This is a genomic window from Streptomyces caeruleatus (assembly GCF_001514235.1).
GTDB lineage: Bacteria > Actinomycetota > Actinomycetes > Streptomycetales > Streptomycetaceae > Streptomyces > Streptomyces caeruleatus.
In genome coordinates this window covers 648,546-669,888 of record NZ_KQ948926.1, presented here as the reverse complement: position 1 = coordinate 669,888, position 21,343 = coordinate 648,546, and the positions used below count along the sequence as shown (strand labels likewise).

23 protein-coding genes are annotated in these 21,343 nt (G+C 71.9%); 16 read left to right on the top strand and 7 right to left on the bottom strand.

What is annotated here, in order from left to right:
* Positions 1–39: 39 nt before the first annotated feature.
* Complete coding sequence (locus AQJ67_RS11830; protein WP_062718235.1) at positions 40–2,154, bottom strand: prolyl oligopeptidase family serine peptidase; 2,115 nt, start codon at positions 2,152–2,154, stop codon at positions 40–42.
* 177 nt (positions 2,155–2,331) lie between these two features.
* Between AQJ67_RS11830 and AQJ67_RS11825 the strand changes: the two genes are divergently transcribed.
* The 8 genes from AQJ67_RS11825 (at position 2,332) to AQJ67_RS11790 (ending at position 10,132) form a co-directional block, all read left to right on the top strand.
* A complete protein-coding gene (locus AQJ67_RS11825) occupies positions 2,332–2,526 on the top strand; it encodes a hypothetical protein (protein WP_030048865.1) in 195 nt (64 codons plus the stop codon).
* A 49-nt stretch (positions 2,527–2,575) separates the two neighbouring features.
* On the top strand, positions 2,576–3,460 hold the full coding sequence (gene mshB / locus AQJ67_RS11820; protein ID WP_062718234.1) for an N-acetyl-1-D-myo-inositol-2-amino-2-deoxy-alpha-D-glucopyranoside deacetylase: 885 nt from the start codon (positions 2,576–2,578) through the stop codon (positions 3,458–3,460).
* On the top strand, positions 3,457–3,864 hold the full coding sequence (locus AQJ67_RS11815) for a DUF6113 family protein (RefSeq protein ID WP_062718232.1): 408 nt from the start codon (positions 3,457–3,459) through the stop codon (positions 3,862–3,864). The genes mshB and AQJ67_RS11815 overlap by 4 nt, the downstream gene beginning before the upstream one ends.
* Before the next feature lie 159 nt (positions 3,865–4,023).
* Positions 4,024–6,576, top strand: coding sequence for a hypothetical protein (locus AQJ67_RS11810; protein WP_062718229.1), 2,553 nt, complete (start codon positions 4,024–4,026; stop codon positions 6,574–6,576).
* Positions 6,577–6,706: 130 nt separating this feature from the next.
* Positions 6,707–7,615 carry an ABC transporter ATP-binding protein gene (locus AQJ67_RS11805; RefSeq protein WP_062718228.1) on the top strand — a complete coding sequence of 303 codons (909 nt, stop codon included), beginning with the start codon at positions 6,707–6,709 and terminating at the stop codon, positions 7,613–7,615.
* Positions 7,612–8,352: an ABC transporter permease gene (locus tag AQJ67_RS11800; RefSeq protein ID WP_062718226.1), complete on the top strand. Its 741-nt coding sequence runs from the start codon at positions 7,612–7,614 to the stop codon at positions 8,350–8,352. Before AQJ67_RS11805 ends, AQJ67_RS11800 begins: the two co-directional genes overlap by 4 nt.
* Positions 8,349–9,521 carry a sensor histidine kinase gene (locus AQJ67_RS11795; protein ID WP_062718224.1) on the top strand — a complete coding sequence of 391 codons (1,173 nt, stop codon included), beginning with the start codon at positions 8,349–8,351 and terminating at the stop codon, positions 9,519–9,521. The genes AQJ67_RS11800 and AQJ67_RS11795 overlap by 4 nt, the downstream gene beginning before the upstream one ends.
* Positions 9,518–10,132, top strand: coding sequence for a response regulator transcription factor (locus tag AQJ67_RS11790; protein WP_062718222.1), 615 nt, complete (start codon positions 9,518–9,520; stop codon positions 10,130–10,132). Before AQJ67_RS11795 ends, AQJ67_RS11790 begins: the two co-directional genes overlap by 4 nt.
* A 129-nt stretch (positions 10,133–10,261) precedes the next feature.
* Here AQJ67_RS11790 and AQJ67_RS11785 read toward each other — a convergent pair whose 3' ends face one another.
* Both AQJ67_RS11785 and AQJ67_RS11780 read right to left on the bottom strand, forming a co-directional pair.
* On the bottom strand, positions 10,262–11,113 hold the full coding sequence (locus tag AQJ67_RS11785; RefSeq protein ID WP_062718220.1) for a transglutaminase family protein: 852 nt from the start codon (positions 11,111–11,113) through the stop codon (positions 10,262–10,264).
* Positions 11,114–11,175: 62 nt separating this feature from the next.
* Complete coding sequence (locus tag AQJ67_RS11780; RefSeq protein WP_079055892.1) at positions 11,176–12,168, bottom strand: GNAT family N-acetyltransferase; 993 nt, start codon at positions 12,166–12,168, stop codon at positions 11,176–11,178.
* Between the two features lie 140 nt (positions 12,169–12,308).
* Between AQJ67_RS11780 and fdxA the strand changes: the two genes are divergently transcribed.
* Together fdxA and AQJ67_RS11770 are read left to right on the top strand one after the other, a co-directional pair.
* Positions 12,309–12,629, top strand: a complete 321-nt coding sequence (fdxA, locus tag AQJ67_RS11775; protein WP_030929316.1) for a ferredoxin — start codon at positions 12,309–12,311, stop codon at positions 12,627–12,629.
* Between the two features lie 119 nt (positions 12,630–12,748).
* Complete coding sequence (locus AQJ67_RS11770) at positions 12,749–13,843, top strand: bifunctional succinyldiaminopimelate transaminase/glutamate-prephenate aminotransferase (protein WP_062718216.1); 1,095 nt, start codon at positions 12,749–12,751, stop codon at positions 13,841–13,843.
* A gap of 80 nt (positions 13,844–13,923) precedes the next feature.
* Here the strand turns inward: AQJ67_RS11770 and AQJ67_RS11765 are convergent, their stop codons facing one another.
* Both AQJ67_RS11765 and AQJ67_RS11760 read right to left on the bottom strand, forming a co-directional pair.
* Positions 13,924–14,400 carry a hypothetical protein gene (locus tag AQJ67_RS11765; protein ID WP_062718214.1) on the bottom strand — a complete coding sequence of 159 codons (477 nt, stop codon included), beginning with the start codon at positions 14,398–14,400 and terminating at the stop codon, positions 13,924–13,926.
* A 399-nt stretch (positions 14,401–14,799) separates the two neighbouring features.
* Positions 14,800–15,783: a VldE C-terminal domain-containing protein gene (locus tag AQJ67_RS11760; protein ID WP_107122848.1), complete on the bottom strand. Its 984-nt coding sequence runs from the start codon at positions 15,781–15,783 to the stop codon at positions 14,800–14,802.
* A 96-nt stretch (positions 15,784–15,879) separates the two neighbouring features.
* On the opposite strand from AQJ67_RS11760, the gene dapE reads away from it, so the two are divergent.
* On the top strand, positions 15,880–16,959 hold the full coding sequence (dapE, locus tag AQJ67_RS11755; protein WP_062718210.1) for a succinyl-diaminopimelate desuccinylase: 1,080 nt from the start codon (positions 15,880–15,882) through the stop codon (positions 16,957–16,959).
* Positions 16,960–17,108: 149 nt separating this feature from the next.
* Positions 17,109–17,867 carry an LOG family protein gene (locus tag AQJ67_RS11750; protein ID WP_062718208.1) on the top strand — a complete coding sequence of 253 codons (759 nt, stop codon included), beginning with the start codon at positions 17,109–17,111 and terminating at the stop codon, positions 17,865–17,867.
* Positions 17,868–17,985: 118 nt separating this feature from the next.
* On the opposite strand, the gene folP is transcribed toward AQJ67_RS11750, so the two are convergent.
* Positions 17,986–18,846 carry a dihydropteroate synthase gene (gene folP / locus AQJ67_RS11745; RefSeq protein WP_062718206.1) on the bottom strand — a complete coding sequence of 287 codons (861 nt, stop codon included), beginning with the start codon at positions 18,844–18,846 and terminating at the stop codon, positions 17,986–17,988.
* Positions 18,847–19,000: 154 nt separating this feature from the next.
* On the opposite strand from folP, the gene AQJ67_RS11740 reads away from it, so the two are divergent.
* Positions 19,001–19,351, top strand: coding sequence for a DivIVA domain-containing protein (locus AQJ67_RS11740; protein WP_062718205.1), 351 nt, complete (start codon positions 19,001–19,003; stop codon positions 19,349–19,351).
* Entirely contained in the window at positions 19,348–19,935 is a 588-nt protein-coding gene (locus tag AQJ67_RS11735) for a DNA-3-methyladenine glycosylase I (protein ID WP_062718204.1), read from the top strand. Before AQJ67_RS11740 ends, AQJ67_RS11735 begins: the two co-directional genes overlap by 4 nt.
* A 24-nt stretch (positions 19,936–19,959) precedes the next feature.
* On the opposite strand, the gene chcB is transcribed toward AQJ67_RS11735, so the two are convergent.
* Positions 19,960–20,763, bottom strand: coding sequence for a 2-cyclohexenylcarbonyl CoA isomerase (chcB, locus tag AQJ67_RS11730; protein WP_062718203.1), 804 nt, complete (start codon positions 20,761–20,763; stop codon positions 19,960–19,962).
* Between the two features lie 65 nt (positions 20,764–20,828).
* Here chcB and AQJ67_RS47605 point away from each other — a divergent pair, with 65 nt between their 5' ends.
* Positions 20,829–20,993, top strand: a complete 165-nt coding sequence (locus AQJ67_RS47605; RefSeq protein ID WP_159058755.1) for a hypothetical protein — start codon at positions 20,829–20,831, stop codon at positions 20,991–20,993.
* A 147-nt stretch (positions 20,994–21,140) separates the two neighbouring features.
* On the top strand, positions 21,141–21,308 hold the full coding sequence (locus tag AQJ67_RS44985) for a DUF3117 domain-containing protein (RefSeq protein WP_003966491.1): 168 nt from the start codon (positions 21,141–21,143) through the stop codon (positions 21,306–21,308).
* Positions 21,309–21,343 lie beyond the last annotated feature (35 nt).

Below are 21,343 nucleotides of genomic sequence, written 5' to 3'. Positions count from 1 at the left end.
GTGTTAACGCGGTTCGTGTGCCTTTGCGTGGCTATGCCGTCACAGGGCCAACGACCGCTTCAGGAAGTCCACCTGAAGCAGCAGCAGATTCTCCGCGACCTGCTCCTGCGGGGTCATGTGGGTGACCCCGGACAGCGGCAGCACCTCGTGCGGCCGGCCCGCGGCCAGCAGGGCGGAGGACAGCCGCAGGGCATGGGCGACCACGACGTTGTCGTCCGCCAGCCCGTGCACGATCATCAGCGGCCGGTGCGGCTCGGCGGGTGAGGAGAGCCCGTCCTCGGTGATCAGCGAACTCCTCGCGTACGACTCCGGCCGCGCGGCCGGGTCGCCCAGGTACCGCTCCGTGTAGTGCGTGTCGTAGAGCCCCCAGTCGGTGACCGGCGCGCCCGCGATGCCCGCGTGGAAGACGTCCGGGCGGCGCAGCACCGCAAGCCCCGCCAGCCAGCCGCCGTACGACCAGCCCCGGATCGCCACCCGGGAGAGATCGAGCGGGTGGGACTTCGCGAGGTCCTGGAGCGCGTCGACCTGGTCGTCCAGGGAGGCCGTGAAGTCCCCGTGGACCGCCTTCTCCCAGGCGGGCGAGCGCCCGGGCGTCCCGCGCCCGTCCGCCACGACCACCGCGAACCCCTGGTCGGCGAACCACTGCGAGGTCAGGTAGGCGTTGTGCGCGGCGACGACCCGGGAGGCGTGCGGTCCCCCGTAGGGATCCAGCAAAACCGGGAGCGGTGTGTCTCCGGCGTAGTCCCGAGGCATAAGCAGGGCGCACGGGATGCGCCGTGCGCCCCCCTCGGTGAGGGTCACGCGCGGGGTCAAACCGGGATCTTCGGCATACGACCGGACTGTCGCCGCCTGCTTCCCGTCGCGCACCACCCGAACCTGGGCCCCGGGCCGGTCCGGCGTATGGGACACCAACACCGTCACGCCCCCGGCGCGCACCGCCGAGTGCACGCCGGGCCCCTGTGACACGCGCTCCATGCCGAGCTCGTTCACCCGGTACACATGCACTTCACCGATCTCCGGGTCCGCGGCGCCCTGGCCCGCCGAAGCCGAGATCAGCACGTCGTCGTCGGAGACGTCCAGGACCGCCCGGACATGCAACTGCGACCCGGTCAGCGGGCGTTCGCCCACCGTGAGCACCCGCGCCCCGCCCTCGTCGGCGATGCGCACAAGGTGCCCGGAAGGGCTCCAACAGGGCACCCCAGGGAAAAGATCCAGCCATTGTGGATCTTCGTCCGCGTGCACCATCCGCGTCGCCCCGGTCGCCGGGTCCACGGCCAGGAACAGCTGGCTGCGCTGGTCGCGCGCCTGTACGAGCAGCAGCGGCGCACCCGCCGCTGACCAGTGCACTCGTGCCAGATACGGGTACCGAGCCCGGTCCCACGCGACCTCCGTACGCACCCCGTCGAGCCCGATCACGAACAGCCGTACCTCGGCGTTCGCCGTCCCGGCCGCCGGGTACGCCACCTGCTGCGGCTCCCGCTCCGGACGCGCCGGATCGGCGATCCACCACCGGCGCACCGGCGTGTCGTCCGCGCGCGCCACCAGCAACGAGTCCGACTCCGGGCCCCACCAGAAGCCCCTTGAGCGCCCCATCTCCTCGGCGGCGATGAACTCGGCCAGTCCGTACGTCACCCCGTCCGACTCCGGCTCGGCGAGCGCACGGTCGCCCTCCCCCTCGGCGCCGACCACCCGGAGTGCGCCCTGCGCGACATACGCGATGTGCCGTCCGTCGGGGGAGGGGCGCGGGTCGATCACCGGCCCGGGGACCGGGAGTTCACGTGCCGTACCGGCCCGCAGCTCGGCCGTGAAAAGCCGCCCTGACAACGCGAAAGACGCCAACTCGACAGCCGCGTCGGTGGCCTGTCCGACGATGCCGGCACCGCCCTCCCGACTGCGCTCGCGGCGCGCCCGCTCCTCGGCCGAGAGGTCCTCGGAGACGCCGCCCAGCAGGGCGCGCGGGTCGGCCGCCACGCGCTCCCGGCCGTCCGCCGTGTCCAGCACCCACAGCGAACTCGCCGGATCCGTACCGGAGCTGGAGCGCAGGAACACGACACGGGAACCGTCGGGCGCCACCGCGAACGCGCGCGGCGCGCCGAGCGTGAACCTCTGGGTGCGGGCGTGCCGGCGGGGGAAGGAGACAGGCTCGGTCGTCATGCCCCGACCATATTGGCCAGTGCGCCCCCTTGTGCGGCTGTGCGCCGATCGATGCGCACGGACGGATAGTTATGATCACTAGCGCATAGTGGGTATGAACCTGCTGGCTGTTGTTTGGATTTATCTGCCCCCATAGTCCGACCCCCCCGCCCTCGGGATTCTTGGAGGTGAACCGCCGTGGCACTCTCGATTTCGGCGGTGGTGCTGCTGGCGATCATCGTCTTCTTGTTGATCAAGAAGTCAGGACTGAAGGCGGGCCATGCGGTCGTGTGCATGCTGCTCGGCTTCTATCTCGCGTCCTCGACCATCGCTCCCACGATCAGCGAGCTGACGACGAACATCGCGGGCATGATCGGCGGCATCAAGTTCTGAGCCGCCGCTCGGCGCGGCGCTGTCAGTGGCGCCTCGTAGGGTGGTGCCCATGACGGAACTGCCCGACCGGCGTCTGCTCCTGGTGCACGCGCATCCGGACGACGAGTCGATCAACAACGGCGCCACCATGGCCAGGTACGCGGCCGAGGGTGCCCGGGTGACCCTGGTCACCTGCACCCTCGGTGAGCACGGCGAGGTCATTCCCGCCGGGCTCCGGCACCTGACCGGCACCGCGCTCGGCGAACACCGCCTCGGTGAGCTCACGGCCGCGATGCGCGAGCTCGGCGTCGAGGACTTCCGTCTCCTCGGCGGCAAGGGCCGCTACGAGGACTCCGGGATGATGGGCATCGCCGACAACGACGACCCGGCCTGTCTGTGGCAGGCGGACGTCGACGAGGCGGCCCGCGAGCTCGTCGAGGTGATCCTGGAGGTACGCCCCCAGGTCCTCGTCACCTACGACCCGGACGGCGGCTACGGCCACCCCGACCACATCCAGGCCCACCGCATCGCGATGCGCGCGGCCGAGCTCGCCGACGACGCCGGCTGGCGGATCCCCAAGATCTACTGGAACCGCGTCCCGCGCACGGTCGCCGACGAGGCCTTCGCCCGGCTTCAGGCGGATCTGCCCGGACTGCCGTTCGGCAAGGCGGCCGTCGTCGCCGACGTCCCGGGCGTCGTCGCCGACGAGCGGATCACCACCGTGATCGACGGCGCCGCGCACGCCACCGCCAAGGCCGCCGCGATGCGGGCGCACGCCACCCAGATCGAGGTGGCCGAGCCGACCGCGCCGTACTTCGCGCTCTCCAACGAACTCGCGCAACCCCTCTTCACCACCGAGTACTACGAATTGGTCCGTGGGGAGAGAGCGGCGGAGCCGGGCGCCGCGAAGGAGACCGACCTGTTCGCCGGAGTGACCCTCGGGGAGGCGTCATGAGCTCGATGCTCGCCCAGCCGCTGAAGCTGAAGCGCCCTTCCGCCCTGCGCGTCCTCGCCCACCTCGGACTCTTCGTGCTCGGCGCGGTCGTCGCACTGGCCGGAGCCCTGGTGCAGCCCGCCTGGTTCCCCGGCGGCCTGCTGCTCGCGCTCGCCGGCGAGGCGGGCCTCTGCCTGGGCGCCGCCCGGGCGCTGGGCAGCCGGGCCGGGGCCGTCGCGCCCGCCGGCGGCTGGATGATCACCGTCATCCTGCTCACCGCCAGCCGCCCCGAAGGCGACTTCGTCTTCGGCACCGGCGCCTCGTCCTATCTCTTCCTGCTCGGCGGCATGGCCGTGGCTGTGATCTGCGCCACCCTCGCCCCGGTGCGGCAACCAGGTGGCGACGGCGTCCGACTTGGCAAGTGACGTACCACTTCTCCACAACGCACACGTGCGAGTCCCGTGTGGGTTTCCCAGGCGGTCGTGGGATACGGGCCAGAAGTGGCCAGTATGGTGGTGCGCGCCGCCGAGCCGCCCGGAGCAATGGGGTCGAAACGGCGGCGGAGCCAACCGGGAGAACCTGCCTTGAGTCGTGAAACTGACACTCCGTCCTCCGGGCCCAACGGGCACGGCGGAGCCGCATACCCCTCGGGCACGCCGCCGTACGGGACCCCCATGGCTTCCGACAGCGGTGCGGACGCGGGCCGTTCGGCCCCGCAGCCGGAGGAACGCAAGACCGAGACCACGCTGACGACGCGGATCCGGATCAACATCCCCGGATCGCGGCCCATTCCGCCCGTGGTCGTCCGCCAGCCCGTCGCCGACGCCGACGGGCAGCCCTCGGGCTCCGGCTCCGGCGCCCCCGCCGAGACGCCGACGCCGTCCGCCGCCACCTCCATGTCCACGGGCACCGTGGAACCCCCGGCCGAGCCCACGGCGCAGGCGGGGGAGAAGACGAGCGACTGGTTCGCACCGCGCAAGTCCGGCGCGCCCAAGGGCGGTCAGGGCGGCCCGCCCTCCAACGGTGCCGGTCTGCCCGGCGGTTCGGTCCCCGGCGGTCCCGCGGGCCCGAGCGCCGGTGGCGCGCGTCCGGGTGCCGGTGCCGGCACCGCTCGGCCCGGTGGTGCCGTCGGCTCGATGAACGTCCCGGGCGGCTCCCGCCCCGGTGCCACGAACGGCGCGGGCCTCTCCGGCGCGACCGGCGGCCCCGTGGCTCCCGGGCACGGCGGAGGCACCGGTTCCTTCGACGTGACCGAGGCACTGGCGGCAGGCCCCCGCGGCAACGGCAACGGTGCCCGCCCCGGCGACGAGGCGCGCCGCGACGACCTGCCGTACTTCTCGGACAACGGTGGCCAGCACGGCCCGAACGGCCAGGGCGGCCAGCACGGCTACGGCACCCAGGGCGGCCCCGGCGGCTTCGACCCCGCCGCCGATTTCAACGCCCCGAACGACTTCGACGACTTCGGTGCCCCTCGCGGCCTCGACGACTTCGGCGGCCCGAGTGACTTCAACGGCCCGAACGGCCGCGGCGGCCAGGGCGGCCCGCACGGCCCCACGGGCCCGACGACCGGCCCGGTCACCGGCGACGGCCCGGCGGTGCCGCCGGTCGCGGGCGCCGGCCAGGGCGGATTCGGTGGCCCCGGAGGCCCGGGTGGCCCCGGTGGCCCGCGTGGTTCCGGTGCGCCCGGCCGCCCCGGCGGTCCGGTCGGCTCCGGCATCTCCGCCGGCCCGGGTGGCCCGGCCGGTCCGGGCGCTCCCGGCATCTCCGCGGGTCCGAGCCGCCCGGGTGGCCCCGGTGGGCCTGGCGGGCCCGGCAGCGGCCTGGGTGGCCCCTCCGGCCCCGGTGGCCCTCCCGGACCCTCCGGCCCGGGCGCCCCGGTCGGCCCCGGCATCTCCGCGGGCCCCGGCGCCGCCTCCCCGCACGTCCCAGGCCACGGCCCGGGCGGTGGGCTCAGCGACGACACCGCGATCCTCACCCCGCAGAAGCCGGCCCCCGAGCCCGGCACCCCGCACTACGGCGGCGTCGCCGACAACGTCTCCGGTCACACCGTCACCAGCGGCATCCCCGTCGTGCCCTCGGGTGCCCAGAGCGGACCCTTCGGGCCGGGCGGTACCGAGCCCTCCGGGCCGCACACGCCGCCGAAGCTGCCCGAGACCGGCTCGTCGGACACCCAGTCCTCCCGCGCGCCCAAGAAGAAGGGCCGCAACAAGCTGGCGCTGGTCGGCGGCGGAGTGATCGTCCTCGCGGGCGGCGTGTACGGCGCGGGCCTGCTGATGGCCCACTCCGACGTGCCCAAGGGCACCACCGTGCTCGGCGTCGACATCGGCGGCGGCACCCGCGACGACGCGGTCAAGAAGCTCAACGACGCCTTCGACGACCGCGTGAACAAGCCGCTGAAGCTGTCCGTGGGCGGCAAGACCGTGACGCTGGAGCCGGACAAGGCCGGGCTGCAGTTCGACATGCAGCAGACGGTCAGCTCGGCCGCGACCAGCGACTACAACCCGGTCTCCGTCATCGGCTCCCTCTTCGGCAACCACCGTGTCGTCGACCCGGTCATGCCCACCGACGAGGAGAAGCTGCACGCCGCCCTGGAGGAGGCCTCCGGCGGCTCCGGCTCGGTGACCGACGGCACGGTCAAGTTCGACTCCGGCAAGGCCGTCGCCGTCTACGGCAAGGCGGGCAAGGGCATCGACGTCGCCAAGTCCACCGACGCGGTCGAGGAGGCCTACCGCGTCCAGGTCGAGACCGGCGCGAGCGACCCGGTGACCGTGCCGACGACGACGCAGCAGCCGACGGTCTCGAACGCCGAGGTCGACCGGTTCATGAAGGAGTTCGCGGAGCCCGCGATGGCCAACAAGGTCACGATCCAGACGGACGCCGCGCACAGCATCCCGTTCGGCGCCCTGTCCCTGCCGAAGATCCTCGGCGTCAAGGCCGTCGACGGCAAGCTCGTGGACACCTACGACCTCACGGCACTCAAGGCGGCGTACGGCGCCACCTTCGACGGCGTGCAGATCAACGGAGCCAGCGGCAAGCGCGACGTCCTGCCGCAGGACGTCGCCTCCGCCCTGCGCAAGGCCCTGCGCGCCAAGACGGCGGCGGAGCGCACCGTCACCATCGACACCAACCCGAGCTAGCGCGACCGCTCGGACCAGGGGGCACCCGGCACCTGCCGGGTGCCCCCTGGCCGTCGTATGACATCTGTCATCCGGCAGTCAGGACCGTCGGCACTGCCGGTCCGGGGGCCCGCCCGGCCACCCTGGGCACATGACAACGACAGTGGTCGGATTCGACCAGGTGACCAAGAGCTACGGGGATGTGCGCGCCGTCGACGGCCTGACGCTCGCGCTGCACCCGGGGGAGACCGTGGCCCTGCTGGGCCCGAACGGGGCGGGCAAGTCGACCACCCTCGACCTGCTGCTCGGCCTCAAGCGCCCCGACAGCGGCACGGTCGGCCTGTTCGGCACCGAGCCGCGCGAGGCGATCGTCGCCGGGCGGGTCGGCGCCATGCTGCAGAGCGGCGGACTGATGGACGAGGTCACGGTGGCCGAGCTGGTGCGGCTGGCCTGCGATCTGCATCCGCGGCCGTACCCCGTCTCCGAGGTCCTCGCCCGCGCCGGCGTCACACAGATCGCCGACCGCAGGGCCGACAAGCTCTCCGGCGGCCAGGCCCAGCGCGTCCGCTTCGCCCTCGCCACCGCCGGCGACAGCGACCTGATCGTTTTGGACGAGCCGACGACCGGCATGGACGTCACCACCCGCCAGGCCTTCTGGGCCACCCTGCGCGAACAGGCCGACCAGGGCCGTACGGTCCTGTTCGCCACGCACTACCTGGAGGAGGCCGACGCCATCGCCGACCGGGTGCTCGTCCTGCACCGGGGCCGGCTGCTGGCCGACGGCACGGCCGCCGAGATCAAGGCGAAGGCGGGCGCCCGCAGGATCTCCTTCGACCTGCCCGACGGCCCCGTCGACGAGGCGGCACTGCGGGCCCTGCCCTTCCTCACCACCCTCGATGTGTCCGGCCGCACGGTCCGGCTCCAGTCCTCCGACGCCGACGCGACCGTCCACTCCCTCTACGGCCTCGGCCTCTACCCCCGCAACCTGGAGGTCGCCGGGCTGGGCCTGGAGCAGGCCTTCGTCGCCATCACCACCGCCGAGGAGGCGCGTACCTCATGAAGGGCCTGATCCGGCTGGAACTCACCCGCGCCCTGCGCAACCGCAAGTTCCTGTTCTTCTCGGTGCTCTACCCGTCGATCCTGTTCCTGCTGATCGCGGGCAGCGCCGACAGCACGACGAAGGTCGACGGCACCGGCCTGACACTGCCGACCTACATGATGGTCTCGATGGCCTCCTTCGGCGCCCTGACGGCCGTCCTGATGGGCAACAGCGAGCGCATAGCCAAGGAGCGCGAGAGCGGCTGGGTACGGCAGCTGCGGCTGACCACCCTGCCGGGCCGCGGGTACGTGTTGGCGAAGACCGCGAGCGCCGCCGTGGTCAGCCTGCCGTCCATCGTCGTCATCTTCGTCGTCGCCGCCGTGGTGAAGGACGTACGGCTCGACGCCTGGCAGTGGCTCGCGCTCACCGGCGCGATCTGGGCCGGGAGCCTGGTGTTCGCCGCGCTCGGAGTGGCGATCGGCTACCTCGCGAGCGGCGACTCGGTCCGTCCGATCACCATGATCACCTACTTCGGGCTGTCCATCCTCGGCGGCCTGTGGATGCCCACGACCACCTTCCCGCAGTGGCTCCAGGACATCGCCGCCTGGGTGCCCACGCACGCGTACGCTGCCCTCGGGCAGGCCATCGAACAGAGCCAGGCCCCGCACGCGAAGGACCTCGTCGTCCTCGCCGTCTTCTTCGCCCTGTTCACGGGCGGCGCGGCCTGGCTGTACCGGAAGGACACACTGAAGGCGTGAGCGGCACAGGCGTCGGCATCGGGCAGCGCCCGGAGAACACCAAGCAGCGGCTCGTCAAGCTCCTGTGGACCGGCATCTGGCTGGTCTACCTGAGCGCCCCGGCGAGCGACCTGCTGCACGGCGGCCACAGCACAGGCGTGCGGATCCTCGGCTGGACCGGTCTCTGCGCCTTCGTCACCTGGTACATGCTGCTGCTCTTCCGCACCGGCCGCGGCGAACGCAACAACGTCGTCCTCGCCTCCCTCGGCGTCCTCGCGGCCCAGTCCACGGTCCTCGCGCTGACCCTGGGCCGGGAGTGGCTGGTGCTGTTCGTGTACGTCTCGATCGCCTCCGGCGCGGCCCTGCCCCTGCGCATGGCCCGCTGGACGATCCCGGCCGCGTGCACGCTGATGACCCTGATCGCCCTCGCGACCCCGGGCGGCAGGTCCTTCCTGGCCGGTCTGCTGATCCCGGCCCTGCTGGGCGGCTTCGCCATGACGGGCGTACGCGAACTCGTCCGCACGACGGTCGCGCTGCGCGAGGCCCGCGCCACGGTCGCCCAGCTCGCCGCGAACGAGGAGAGACTGCGCCTGGCCCGGGACCTGCACGACCTGCTGGGCCACTCCCTCTCCCTGATCACGCTCAAGAGCGAACTGGCGGGCCGGATGCTCCCCGACCACCCCGACAAGGCGGCCCGCCAGGTCGCCGACATCGAACAGGTCAGCCGCCAGGCCCTGGTGGACGTCCGCGAGGCCGTCACCGGTTACCGCCGCCCGCGCCTCGCCGCCGAACTGGCGGGCGCCAAGGTCGCGTTGACCGCCGCCGGAGTCGTCGCCGCCCTGCCCGCCGCCGAACCGGACCTCACCGGCGTCGCCGAGGACGGCGAGACGGCCCTCGCCTGGGCCCTGCGCGAGGCGATCACCAACGTCGTGCGCCACAGCGGCGCCGGACGCTGCACGGTCGAACTCCTGCGCCGCCAGACCCTCGACGGCCCCGTCCTCGAACTCTCCGTCGAGGACAACGGCTCCGGCGACCAGGGCGGGGGCCCCGGCAACGGTCTGACGGGCCTGACGGAACGCCTGGAGAAGGCGGGCGGCACCCTGGACGCCGACGGCACCAGGCACGGCTTCCGTCTCACCGCCCGCGTCCCCGTCACCGCCACCGCGGCAGCCGTAGAATCCGCGCCATGAGCCCCACGATCAAGGTCCTGCTCGCCGAGGACCAGTCGATGGTCCGCGAGGCCCTGGCCGCCCTGCTCGGCCTGGAGGACGACATCGAGGTCGTCGCCCAGGTCGCCCGCGGCGACGAGGTCCTCCAGGCCGCCCGCGAGCACGACATCGACGTGGCACTCCTGGACATCGAGATGCCCGGCGCGACGGGCATAGAGGCCGCGGCCCTGCTGCACAAGGAACTCCCCGCCGTGAAGCTGGTCGTCCTCACCACCTTCGGCCGCCCCGGCTACCTCCGCAGCGCCATGGAATCCGGCGCCGACGCCTTCCTGGTCAAGGACGCCCCCGCGGCCCAACTGGCCCAGGCCGTACGAAAGGTCCTGGCAGGCGAGCGGGTCATCGACCCCACCTTGGCGGCAGCGGCCCTCGCCGAGGGCGCCAACCCCCTGACCGACCGCGAACGAGAGGTCCTCAGAGCAGCAGAGGACGGCTCCACCAACGCGGAACTGGCAGCCGCCCTCCACCTCTCCCAGGGCACGGTCCGCAACTACCTCTCGACAGCCATCCAAAAGCTCACGGCACGAAACAGAGCGGAGGCGGTGAGGATAGCGAGGGAGAAGGGCTGGCTGTAAGAGGCAGAGAGCTGCTTCCGAACGCCGCCTGCGGGCAACCCCCTAGGGGCGCGGGGAACTGCGCGACAAGCCACGACGTACCGGCACCCCGCCCACCCACCGAACCCCCTACGGCGCCTGGGCGCACCGTCAGTTCAACATCGCCCGAGCAGCCCGAGCCTCCCCCCGCACCCGCTCAGCCGCCCCCTCATCCACCCCGCTGATCAACTCCGCGTACTCCTCCAACCCCACGGCCCCATCGACGAAGTCACCCCGCTGAACAAGCAACCGCGCCCGCTCAACCCGCAACCGAGCCGGATGCGAAGGCAACGCCAACGACAACTCCACGGCCCACAGCGCCACATCCGTCCGCTCGGGCCGAGCCGCGGCCCACGCCCGGACGTTGTTCAGAATCCGCGACACCACATCCAACGGATCGGCCGGCGCCAACATCGACGGCTCCAGCGCCGCCCCCGTCGCCCCCGCCACCAGCAACTCCGCATCGCCCCCGGTCAGCACCCGCCCCCCGTCGAACGGATCGGCCAGCACCTGCTCCTCAGCCGGCCCGAACCCGACGACGAAGTGCCCCGGCAGAGCGACCCCGTACACCGGCGCCCCCGCCCGCCGCGCCACCTCCATCCACAGCACCGACAACAGGATCGGCAGCCCCCGCCGCCGCACCAGCACCTGGTGCAGCAACGACGACTCCAGCCGCTGGTAGTCCGCGGCCGAGCCCCGGAACCCGTACCGCTCCCCGAGCAGCTCCCGCAGGGCGACAGCCCACGCCCGCGGCCCCCCGGGCCGGAACGGCAGCTGCCCCGCCAGCGAGTCCAGCTCCACCTGCGCCGCGTCCATCCCCGCCTCGTCCAGCTCCCCGTCCGCCTCGGCGCCCACCAGCAGACAGAGCAGGGACAGATCGGGCCGCTCGGACCGTGCCTCTTCGGCGAACCGCCGCCGCAGTTCGGCGGAGCGTTCGGGCGGCGGGGGGTAGGGGGGACGCATAGCCGGCTAGTGCCCTTTCACGACGATCCGTACCGCTGCTCACACTGATCGAACGCGGCTGATCAAGCTGATCGGTAGTGGTGATACGAGTGATGCGCGCCGAACCCCATCCCGGCGTACATCTCCCGCGCCCCCACGTTCTCCGCCTCGACCTGCAACCACGCCGCCGACGCCCCCTCGTCGAGTGCCCGCCGCGCGAGCGCGGTCATCACCCGGGTCGCCAGCCCCTGCCGGCGCAGCGCCGGATCGACCTCCACGGCGGCGAACCCGGCCCACCGCCCGTCCACGACACACCGTCCGATGGCGGCGGGCGCACCGCCTCCCGCACCGGGAACCGTCGCGAACCACACCGACGGCCCACTGCCCAGCACCTTCAGGGCCACCTCGCTCACCCCCTTGCGCTGATACCGCGCGAGCCAGGCCTCGTCCGCCTCCCGGGACAGCACCACCCCGGCGTCCTCGCCCCGGTCGGCGACCGGCGCCAGCGCCCCGATCCACATCTCGGCGGAGACCTCCCGCACCCACCCGAGCCGCTCCAGCTCCGCGCACAGCAGCTCCTGCGTGCCCTCGGCCCCGGTGGCGGTCTGGACATAGGCGGGGAGCCCCCGCTCGCCGTACCAGCGCCGTACGACATCGAGCGCGTCCGGCAGCGGCATCCCGGGGTCGCCGAGCGGCAGCACCGAGTTGGCCCGCCGGGTGAACCCGGACGCGGCCCGCAGCTCCCACGCGCCGAGCATCTCGCTCTCCACCGGCCGCCACGCGCGCGTGGAGACATGCGCGAGTTCCTCGTACGAGGCCGAGGGCCCCCGGCGACGGGCCGGCGCGCCCGGCACGACCTTCCCCGCCACCAGCGACGATTCCGCGATGCGGACGGTCTCGCCACTCTTCCGTGTGATCAGCAGCACACCTTCGTCCCATGATGCGAGAACACCCACCGTGTCGGTGAATTTCTCACCCGCCGCCAAAGGATCGTTCAGGCGGCGTACGGAGACCCGTTTACCCACGTCAGCAGCGGTGATACGGACCTCAAGGCGCCCTGTCGCAGAGATTTCCACAGGTCAGTTCACCCCTCCTGTTCGGATCATGCCCAAGAACGGAGATACTAGGGGCGGGCATCGACGACGCCGCGCTCCCGCGCGCCAGGCGGCGGAGCCTGCGGAGGCCCGCCAGCGCCCTATCGAGGAGGAACGACAGCGTGACCTACGTCATCGCGCAGCCTTGTGTCGACGTCAAGGACAAGGCGTGCATCGAGGAGTGCCCGGTCGACTGCATCTACGAGGGCCAGCGGTCCTTGTACATCCACCCGGACGAATGCGTCGACTGCGGTGCTTGTGAGCCGGTCTGCCCGGTCGAGGCGATCTTCTACGAGGACGACACTCCGGAGGAGTGGAAGGACTACTACAAGGCGAACGTCGAGTTCTTCGACGAGCTCGGCTCCCCCGGCGGCGCCAGCAAGCTGGGCCTGATCGAGCGGGATCACCCCTTCATCGCCGCGCTGCCGCCGCAGGCCGAGTAGTCCCCACCGGCGACCCGCACAGCGTGCCGCCTCGGTCCCGTACGGCCTGATCGCCTTGATCGCCGTACGGGACCGGGGCGTTGCCGTATCCGGCAGTACCAGAAAGTGAGCGAGATCCCGTGTCCGCAGTCTCCGACCGCCTTCCGACCTTTCCCTGGGACAAGCTGGAGCCGTACAAGAAGACGGCCTCCGCGCACCCGGACGGCATCGTCGACCTCTCCGTCGGCACGCCGGTCGACCCGGTCCCCGAGCTGATCCAGAAGGCCCTGATCGACGCGGCGGACTCCCCGGGCTATCCGACGGTCTGGGGCACCCCGGCGCTGCGGGACGCGATCACGGGCTGGGTGGAGCGCCGCCTGGGCGCCCGCGAGGTCACCCACCGGCACGTCCTGCCGATCGTCGGCTCCAAGGAACTCGTCGCCTGGCTCCCCACCCAGCTGGGCCTCGGCCCCGGCGACCGGGTGGCCCACCCGCGGCTGGCGTACCCGACGTACGAGGTGGGCGCCCGTCTGGCCCGCGCGGACCACGAGGTCTACGACGACCCGACGGAGCTCGACCCGCGGGGCCTGAAGCTCCTGTGGCTGAACTCGCCGTCGAACCCCACGGGCAAGGTCCTCGCCAAGCCGGAACTCACCCGGATCGTGGCGTGGGCCCGCTCGCACGGCGTCCTGGTCTTCTCCGACGAGTGCTACCTGGAGCTGGGCTGGGACGCCGACCCGGTCTCGGTCCTGCACCCGGACGTGAACGGCGGCTCGTACGAGGGCATCGTCGCCGTCCACAGCCTCTCCAAGCGCTCCAACCTGGCCGGCTACCGCGCCGCGTTCCTGGCCGGCGACCCGGATGTGCTCGGCCCCCTCCTCCAGATCCGCAAGCACGGCGGCATGATGACGTCCGCGCCCACCCAGGCGGCCGTCGTCGCGGCCCTGGGCGACGACGAACACGTCCGCGTCCAGCGCGACCGCTACGCCGCCCGCCGCGACGCCCTGCGGGCGGCCCTGGAGTCGCACGGCTTCCGCATCGAACACAGCGAGGCCAGCCTCTACCTCTGGGCCACCAAGGGCGAGTCCTGCTGGACCACCGTCTCCGCCCTGGCCGACCTCGGCATCCTGGTGGCCCCGGGCGACTTCTACGGCGAGGCCGGCGCCCAGCACGTACGCGTGGCCTTCACGGCGACGGACGAACGGGTACGGGCAGCGGTACAGCGCTTGACGTAGCACCCCAGGCAGGCAAAAAGCCGACGGGGCCCAGGGAACTCCCTGGGCCCCGCCGGCTCGGACCAGGCGTCAGCCGAGCGTCAGCTGAGGGGCAGACCCTGCACCGGCAGCGAACCGGTCGCCGGCACGCCGCCCTGCGTGGCCGTACCGGCCGCCTCGCCGAGGACGGACCCGACCGACCCGGCCACACCGCCGGCGGTCTGCTGCGCCGCGGGCGTCGCCTTCTTGGCGACCTTGCCGCCGGCCTTCGTCGCGGTCGGCACGGCCTTCTTCGCGGCCTTGCCGCCGGTCTTGGTCACCTTGTCGCCGGCCTTCGTGGCGGTCGGCAGCGCGCCGTCGACGGCCGTGTCGACGGCGCCACCCGCGATCCCGGTGGCGTTGGTGGCCGCGCCGTCGACGACGCTCGCGCCGTCCAGGGCGGTCAGCCCGCCGACCTTGGTGGCGTCGGGCAGTTCGGGGGCCGCGCTGGCGGAGCCGGCCGCACCGACCCCGGCAGCCGCTCCCGCAGCGACGATCAGCGCGGCACGGGCGATCCGGCGGGTCAGGGGGAGGGACATGATGCTCCTTCGACGGGTATGTCGGATGAGAACGATGAAGTGTCCGACCGCACCCGGCAGTTGACCGACTGGCTGTTGATCTCCGGGCTCGGACGCAGTGACTACCGCTCGAAGCCCGTGAAGGTTGCGGCGGCGCAACGTAAAGAGTTGGCAATGCGTCGCATTATCGCCTGCGGATAAATACGGGCAAAAAGATCCTCGCCGGAAAGCCTGCGGAATCCTTACAGCCCTTGATTCCCAAGGGCTTTTACGGATACCGGGGTGACCGCGCGGAAACCTGCCCACACCATCGCCGGCCGACACCTCGGGTGATCCTCACGAGTGAGCCGCCGAACTCCTGCGCGTACGGCCCGCGCGTACCTCGCGCGTACGACGACAGGCTCGCGTGACCGGCAGGTCCTAGTGGGTCGTCACGATCCGGACCGAGTCCAGCCCGCTCTCCGCCCCCGAGGAACCCGACGCCGCGGTCGCCCGCCACTGGCTGTCGGTGTTCCCGGCGGTCCACTCCCGGCCGGCGTACGCGACCCGCTTGATGTGCAGATCGGAGGCGTTGGCCACGGCCCAGTGGGCCAACTGCCAGCCGCGCTCACGGACCCCGCGCCCCGCACCGGAACCCGAGCCGCCGGTCACCGGCAGCAGCACGGTCTGCCCGTCGCGCTGGATCACCGTGGGAGTGGGCGAGGGCGTGGCCTTCCGGTCGCCCACCTCGGCCCCGGCCGACTGGAGCGCGTCCTGCCCGAAGTCCCGTACGAGCGCCGCCCGTACGGCGTCCGGACCCGAGGTCCGCGTGGCACCCGGACGGCCCTCGCAGGTCAGCGTGGCCGCCGAACGCCCGGTGAGGGCCGCGGCGAGCAGCGTCGCGTCCGGCTCGTGCTTGGCGTACGCCTCCGGGAAGCCGCTGCGCTGGACGCGCTGGGCGGCGACGGTGAGCGGCAACTGCGTGTAGCCACGGACCTTGACCAGGTGCTCGTAGAAGATGCCCGCCGAGTAGATCGGGTCCTGGATCTGCTTCTCGGTGCCCCAGCCCTGCGAGGGCCGCTGCTGGAACAGGCCCAGCGAGTCACGGTCGCCATGGCCGATGTTGCGCAGCCCCGACTCCTGGAGCGCGGTGGCGAGCGCGATCGTCACGGCCCGCTCGGGCAGCCCGCGGCCGGTGCCGACGGCGGCGATGGTCGCCGCGTTCACCGCCTGCTCCGGCGTGAACTCGTACCGCGCCCCGTCGGCCTTGCCCGAGACGACCTCGCAGCCCGGTGTGCCCGTGCCGCCGGTGACGTACTGCACCGCGAGATACCCCGCGACGGCGAGCAGGACCACGAAGGCCGCCCCGCGACGGAGGAGGCGGCCACGGCGACGGCGTTTCGGAGAGGGTGACGGCTTTGGCACGCCCTACAAGGTAGCTGAGGTTACTGAGGGGTATTGGCGTAGTTGAGAATCGGTGGGAAAAGTGAGGTGAGGGCCCGGCGGGTTAGGGTCGGAGCCATGGCCGACACCTCCCTTGACCTCACGCTGGACGCCGCGAAGCTCACCGCGCAGCTCGTCGACTTCCCCTCCGTCAGCGGCACCGAGCAGCCCCTCGCGGACGCCGTCGAGACCGCCCTGCGCGCCCTGCCGCACCTGACGGTCGACCGGTACGGCAACAACGTCGTGGCGCGGACGAACCTGGGGCGCCCGGAGCGCGTGATCCTGGCCGGGCACATCGACACGGTGCCGATCGCGGACAACGTCCCGTCGAGGCTGGACGAGGACGGCGTGCTGTGGGGCTGCGGGACCTGCGACATGAAGTCGGGCGTCGCGGTCCAGCTCCGTATCGCCGCGACGGTCCCGGCCCCCAACCGCGACCTGACCTTCGTCTTCTACGACAACGAGGAGGTGACCGCGGACCTCAACGGCCTCAAGCACATCGCCGAGGCCCGCCCCGAGTGGCTGGAGGGCGACTTCGCGGTGCTCCTGGAGCCGTCGGACGGCGAGGTCGAGGGCGGCTGCCAGGGCACGCTCCGGGTGCTCCTCAAGACCACCGGCGAGCGCGCCCACTCGGCGCGCAGTTGGATGGGCTCGAACGCGATCCACGCGGCGGCCCCGATCCTGGCCCGCCTGGCCTCGTACGAACCGCGTTACCCGGTGATCGACGGCCTGGAGTACCGCGAGGGCCTGAACGCGGTCGGCATCAAGGGCGGCGTGGCCGGCAACGTCATCCCCGACGAGTGCGTGGTGACCGTCAACTTCCGCTACGCGCCGGACCGCACCGAGGAGGAGGCCGTCGCGCACGTCCGCGAGGTCTTCGCCGACTGCGGCGTGGAGGAGTTCGTGGTGGACGACCACAGCGGCGGCGCGCTGCCGGGCCTGTCCCACCCGGCGGCCGCGGCGTTCATGGCGGCGGTCGGGGGCACCGCGCGCCCCAAGTACGGCTGGACGGACGTCTCCCGCTTCTCCTCCCTGGGTATCCCGGCGGTCAACTACGGCCCCGGCAACCCGCACTTGGCGCACAAGCGGGACGAGCGTGTGGACACGGCGAAGATCCTCGCGGGGGAGCAGCGGCTGAAGGCCTGGCTCACGGCGTAGTGGCGCGTGGCAGCCGGGCGCCGCCGCGGTGCGCCGGGGCGGCGCTTCACGGCAGTCATGCTCACGTCCCCCGTCCGTAACCCACGTGGATCTACGCTGAGGTGGAACGACCTGCAACACTCGCAGGCCCCGCAGCGGAGGGAGCGCACATGGCTACCGGCAACCCCGAGGGGAAGAAGCAGCCACCGTCGGAGCAGCGGTTGGGACCGGTTCTGCGCAGGCGGGACCAGGTGACGGCGAGCACGACCGACCAGCGGCTGCTGGACGCGGGCGGGCCCTCCGACTGGGTCCACACCGACCCCTGGCGGGTCCTGCGCATCCAGTCGGAGTTCATCGAGGGCTTCGGCACCCTCGCCGAACTCCCGGCGGCGATCAGCGTCTTCGGCTCGGCCCGCACACCGGCCGACTCTCCCGAGTACGACGCCGGAGTCCGCCTCGGCCGAGGCCTGGTCGAGGCCGGCTTCGCGGTGATCACCGGTGGTGGCCCCGGCGCCATGGAGGCCGCGAACAAGGGCGCCTGCGAGGCGGGCGGAGTCTCGGTCGGCCTCGGCATCGAACTGCCCTTCGAGCAGGGCCTCAACCCGTACGTCGACATCGGCCTGAACTTCCGGTACTTCTTCGTGCGCAAGATGATGTTCGTCAAGTACGCCCAGGGCTTCGTGGTCCTCCCCGGCGGCCTCGGCACCCTCGACGAACTCTTCGAGGCCCTCACCCTCGTCCAGACCCAGAAGGTCACCCGCTTCCCGATCGTCCTCTTCGGCAGCGAGTACTGGGGCGGCCTGGTCGACTGGCTCAAGAACACCCTCATCGCCCAGGGCAAGGCCTCGGAAAAGGACCTCCTCCTGTTCCACGTCACGGACGACGTGGACGAGGCGGTGGCCCTGGTGTCGAAGGAGGCGGGACGCTAGCGCCGGGCATCTTCAGCCCGTCCGGCGTTTGAGGACGAGGCCCGAAGGGCCGAAGCGGGGGTCTGGGGGCGCAGCCCCCAGGGACGGGACGGGTAGGGGCGGCGGGGGCGAGGAAACGCTAGGCCAGCCCCCGCCGGGCCACCGCGGGAGCCCGATGCCCGGCGATCGACGCCACCATGTCCAACACCTGCCGCGTCTCCGCCACCTCGTGCACCCGGTACACCTGCGCCCCCAGCCACGCCGACACCGCGGTCGTCGCCAGCGTCCCCACCACCCGCTCCTTCACCGGCTTGTCCAACGTCTCCCCGACGAAGTCCTTGTTGGACAGCGACACCAACACCGGCCATCCCGTGGACACCATCTCCCCGAGCCGACGGGTCGCCTCGAGACTGTGCCGGGTGTTCTTCCCGAAGTCATGCCCCGGATCGATCAGAATCGACTCCCGCGGCACCCCCAGCTCCAACGCCCGCTCCGCGAGTCCCACGGTCACCCGGAGAATGTCGGCCATGACGTCGTCGTACGCCACCCGATGCGGCCGAGTCCGAGGCTCCGCACCCCCGGCATGCGTACACACCAGCCCCACCCCGTAGCGCGCGGCGACCTCCGCGAGCCCGGGATCCACCCCACCCCACGCGTCGTTCAGCAGATCCGCCCCCGCCTCGCACACCGCCGCCCCCACCTCGGCCCGCCAGGTGTCCACGCTGATCACGACATCCGGGAAGCGCCGCCGCACCTCCGCCACGAAGCCGACCGTCCGCCGCGCCTCCTCCTCGGCGGTCACCTCTTCGCCCGGGCCGGCCTTCACCCCACCGATGTCGATGATCGCGGCACCCTCCGCCACGGCCTGCTCCACGCGCGCGAGGGCCGGCTCGTCCCGGAACGTCGCCCCTTGGTCGTAGAAGGAGTCCGGGGTCCGGTTCACGATCGCCATGATCACCGGCTCGTGCGTGTCGAACTCACGCCTGCCCAGCCTGAGCATCCCCTGTGACCTCTCCCTGTGTGTCCTGGCATGTCCTGGCCTTTCGGCCGCCTGCGACCCTAACTGTCAGAGTCGCATGGCACGATCGGACACTGACAGATCCGACCGCTCGTATTCACCGACTGCACCGACCGTGGGGGCCGCCGCGATGGTTATGTTCTTGTTCCTGGTCATCGCGCTGGCCGTGGTGGTCGCCGCGGTGACACTCGCCGTGGTGGGCGGCGGCGAGGGCGACGGTCCGCTGCCGGAGGCCGCGCCGGAGCGGCTCCAGGACCTGCTGCCGCTGGACCGCCCGCTCGACCGCGCGGACATCGACAGCCTCCGCTTCCCGCTCGCCGCCCGGGGCTACCGCATGTCCGACGTCGACGACGCCCTCAGCCGCCTCGCCGCCGAGCTCGCCGAGCGCGACGCCCGGATCGCCGACCTGGAGTCCGCGCTGTCCGGCGCGCAGGCCTCGACCGGTCATGTGTCGATGGAGAAGCCCGCGCAGGAGGACCAGCAGTGAGCGACGGCACGGCCCTCGCCGGACCGGACGGCGCCCTGCGCTGCCCGTGGGCCCTGTCCACCCCGGACTACGTCGCGTACCACGACGAGGAGTGGGGCCGCCCGGTCCACGGCGGCGACGCCCTGTTCGAACGCCTCAGCCTGGAGGCCTTCCAGTCGGGCCTGTCCTGGATCACGATCCTGCGCCGCCGCGAAGGCTTCCGCGCCGCCTTCGCGGGCTTCGAGATCGCCAAGGTCGCGACCTTCACGGACACCGACCGGGACCGTCTCCTCGCCGACGAGGGCATCATCCGCAACCGGGCCAAGATCGACGCGACCCTCGCCAACGCCCGCGCACTGGCCGACTGGACCCCGGGCGACCTGGACGAACTGATCTGGTCCCACGCCCCGGACCCGTCGACTCGTCCGGCCCCGAGGACGCTCGCTGACGTCCCCGCGGTCACACCCGAGTCGACGGCCCTGTCCAAGGCCCTCAAGAAGAGGGGCCTGCGCTTCGTGGGCCCGACGACGGCATACGCCCTGATGCAGGCGTGCGGCCTGGTGGACGACCACTTGGAGACGTGCGTCGCGAGAAGCGCCCTTTAGGGGCGCGGGGCTGCAGCCCCACGCTCACCGGCCCAAATACTTGGGCTTCTCCTTGTTCACGAACGCCTGCACCGCAATCGCATGGTCCTCGGAAGACCCCGCCCGAGTCTGCAGCTCGTCCTCCTTCTCCAAGGTCTCCTCCAGGGAGTGCGACATCCCGAACGCGACGGCTTCCTTGATCGCCCCGTACGCCACCGTCGGCCCCTCCGCCAACGCCCGCGCCACCTTCTCGGCCTCCGCGCGCAGGTCGGCCGAGGGCACGACCCGGTTCGCGATCCCCAGCTCGTACGCCTCCTGCGCCTTGATGTTCCGAGGGAAGAGCAGCAGGTCAGCGGCGCGACCGGGCCCGACCACCCGCGGCAGCGTCCACGAGATCCCGGAGTCGGCGGTCAGCGCCACCCCCGCGAACGACGTGTTGAAGGCAGCCGTGTCGGCCACGACCCGGTAGTCCGCGGCCAGCGCGAAACCGAAGCCCGCCCCGGCAGCGACCCCGTTCACCCCGGCCACCACGGGCTTGCGCATCTCGGTCAGCGCCCGCGTGATCGGGTTGTAGTGCTCCCGCACCGTACTCATCGTCTGCCGGGACCCGGTCTCCCGGTCCGTCAGCAGCAGCCCGATGTGCTCCTTGAGGTCCTGTCCCACACAGAAGGACCGGTCCCCGGCAGCGGTCAGCAGCACCGCGCGCACGGCGCTGTCGTCCGCCGCGGAGCGAACCGCGTCCCGCAGGGCGACCTTGGTCTCGACATTCAGCGCGTTCATCGCCTCGGGGCGGTTCAGCGTGATCGTCGCGAGTCCGTCGCTCACTTCGTAGAGCACGGTGTCGGCCATGGGGTGTCCCCTCCGCTGTCGTGGCTTGGGCGTACTGGTCGGTACGCGCCTGTCTGAAGGACAGCATGGCGGAGATCACCGACAACGGGCCTGACCGGACGTGTGACCTGCGTCAAAGAATTCGTGTCCGGTTCCGTTCGGCGGAAGCGAGTGCGGTGGCGCAGTATCGCAGTCACATCGCCGAATTGAGTGGTTTTGCTCGCGCGCGTTGCCCAAGCGATGCCGACTGATGTTGGTCATCGGGTCCTGAGATGCGGGATAATGGCTTGGAAGCAATGTGTTCGATGCCGGTGTCGCGTGTCTCATGCCAGACACACGTGCCCTCCCATGGGGCCGTCGGCTTTGACGATGAGCTGGTTTCAGGAAGGGGAACGAGCATGGCGGCCATGAAGCCGCGGACGGGCGATGGCCCGCTCGAGGTGACCAAGGAGGGGCGGGGCATCGTCATGCGCGTTCCGCTCGAAGGCGGCGGTCGGCTCGTCGTCGAGTTGACCCCTGACGAGGCCGACGCGCTCGGCGACGCCCTCAAGAAGGTCGTCGGCTGACGCGGCAGCGACCCTACCTTTTCGGCGACCCCGGC

Coding starts and splice junctions, on each gene's coding strand:
- AQJ67_RS11830 (WP_062718235.1), bottom strand. CDS start 2,154: ATGACGACCGAGCCTGTCTCCTTCCCCCGCCGGCACGCCCGCACCCAG.
- chcB (WP_062718203.1), bottom strand. CDS start 20,763: ATGGCCGACACCGTGCTCTACGAAGTGAGCGACGGACTCGCGACGATC.
- AQJ67_RS11815 (WP_062718232.1), top strand. CDS start 3,457: ATGAGCTCGATGCTCGCCCAGCCGCTGAAGCTGAAGCGCCCTTCCGCC.
- folP (WP_062718206.1), bottom strand. CDS start 18,846: ATGCTCAGGCTGGGCAGGCGTGAGTTCGACACGCACGAGCCGGTGATC.
- AQJ67_RS44985 (WP_003966491.1), top strand. CDS start 21,141: ATGGCGGCCATGAAGCCGCGGACGGGCGATGGCCCGCTCGAGGTGACC.
- AQJ67_RS11785 (WP_062718220.1), bottom strand. CDS start 11,113: ATGCGTCCCCCCTACCCCCCGCCGCCCGAACGCTCCGCCGAACTGCGG.
- dapE (WP_062718210.1), top strand. CDS start 15,880: ATGGCCGACACCTCCCTTGACCTCACGCTGGACGCCGCGAAGCTCACC.
- AQJ67_RS11790 (WP_062718222.1), top strand. CDS start 9,518: ATGAGCCCCACGATCAAGGTCCTGCTCGCCGAGGACCAGTCGATGGTC.
- AQJ67_RS11750 (WP_062718208.1), top strand. CDS start 17,109: ATGGCTACCGGCAACCCCGAGGGGAAGAAGCAGCCACCGTCGGAGCAG.
- AQJ67_RS11740 (WP_062718205.1), top strand. CDS start 19,001: ATGTTCTTGTTCCTGGTCATCGCGCTGGCCGTGGTGGTCGCCGCGGTG.
- AQJ67_RS11800 (WP_062718226.1), top strand. CDS start 7,612: ATGAAGGGCCTGATCCGGCTGGAACTCACCCGCGCCCTGCGCAACCGC.
- AQJ67_RS47605 (WP_159058755.1), top strand. CDS start 20,829: ATGGCGGAGATCACCGACAACGGGCCTGACCGGACGTGTGACCTGCGT.
- AQJ67_RS11805 (WP_062718228.1), top strand. CDS start 6,707: ATGACAACGACAGTGGTCGGATTCGACCAGGTGACCAAGAGCTACGGG.
- AQJ67_RS11765 (WP_062718214.1), bottom strand. CDS start 14,400: ATGTCCCTCCCCCTGACCCGCCGGATCGCCCGTGCCGCGCTGATCGTC.
- mshB (WP_062718234.1), top strand. CDS start 2,576: ATGACGGAACTGCCCGACCGGCGTCTGCTCCTGGTGCACGCGCATCCG.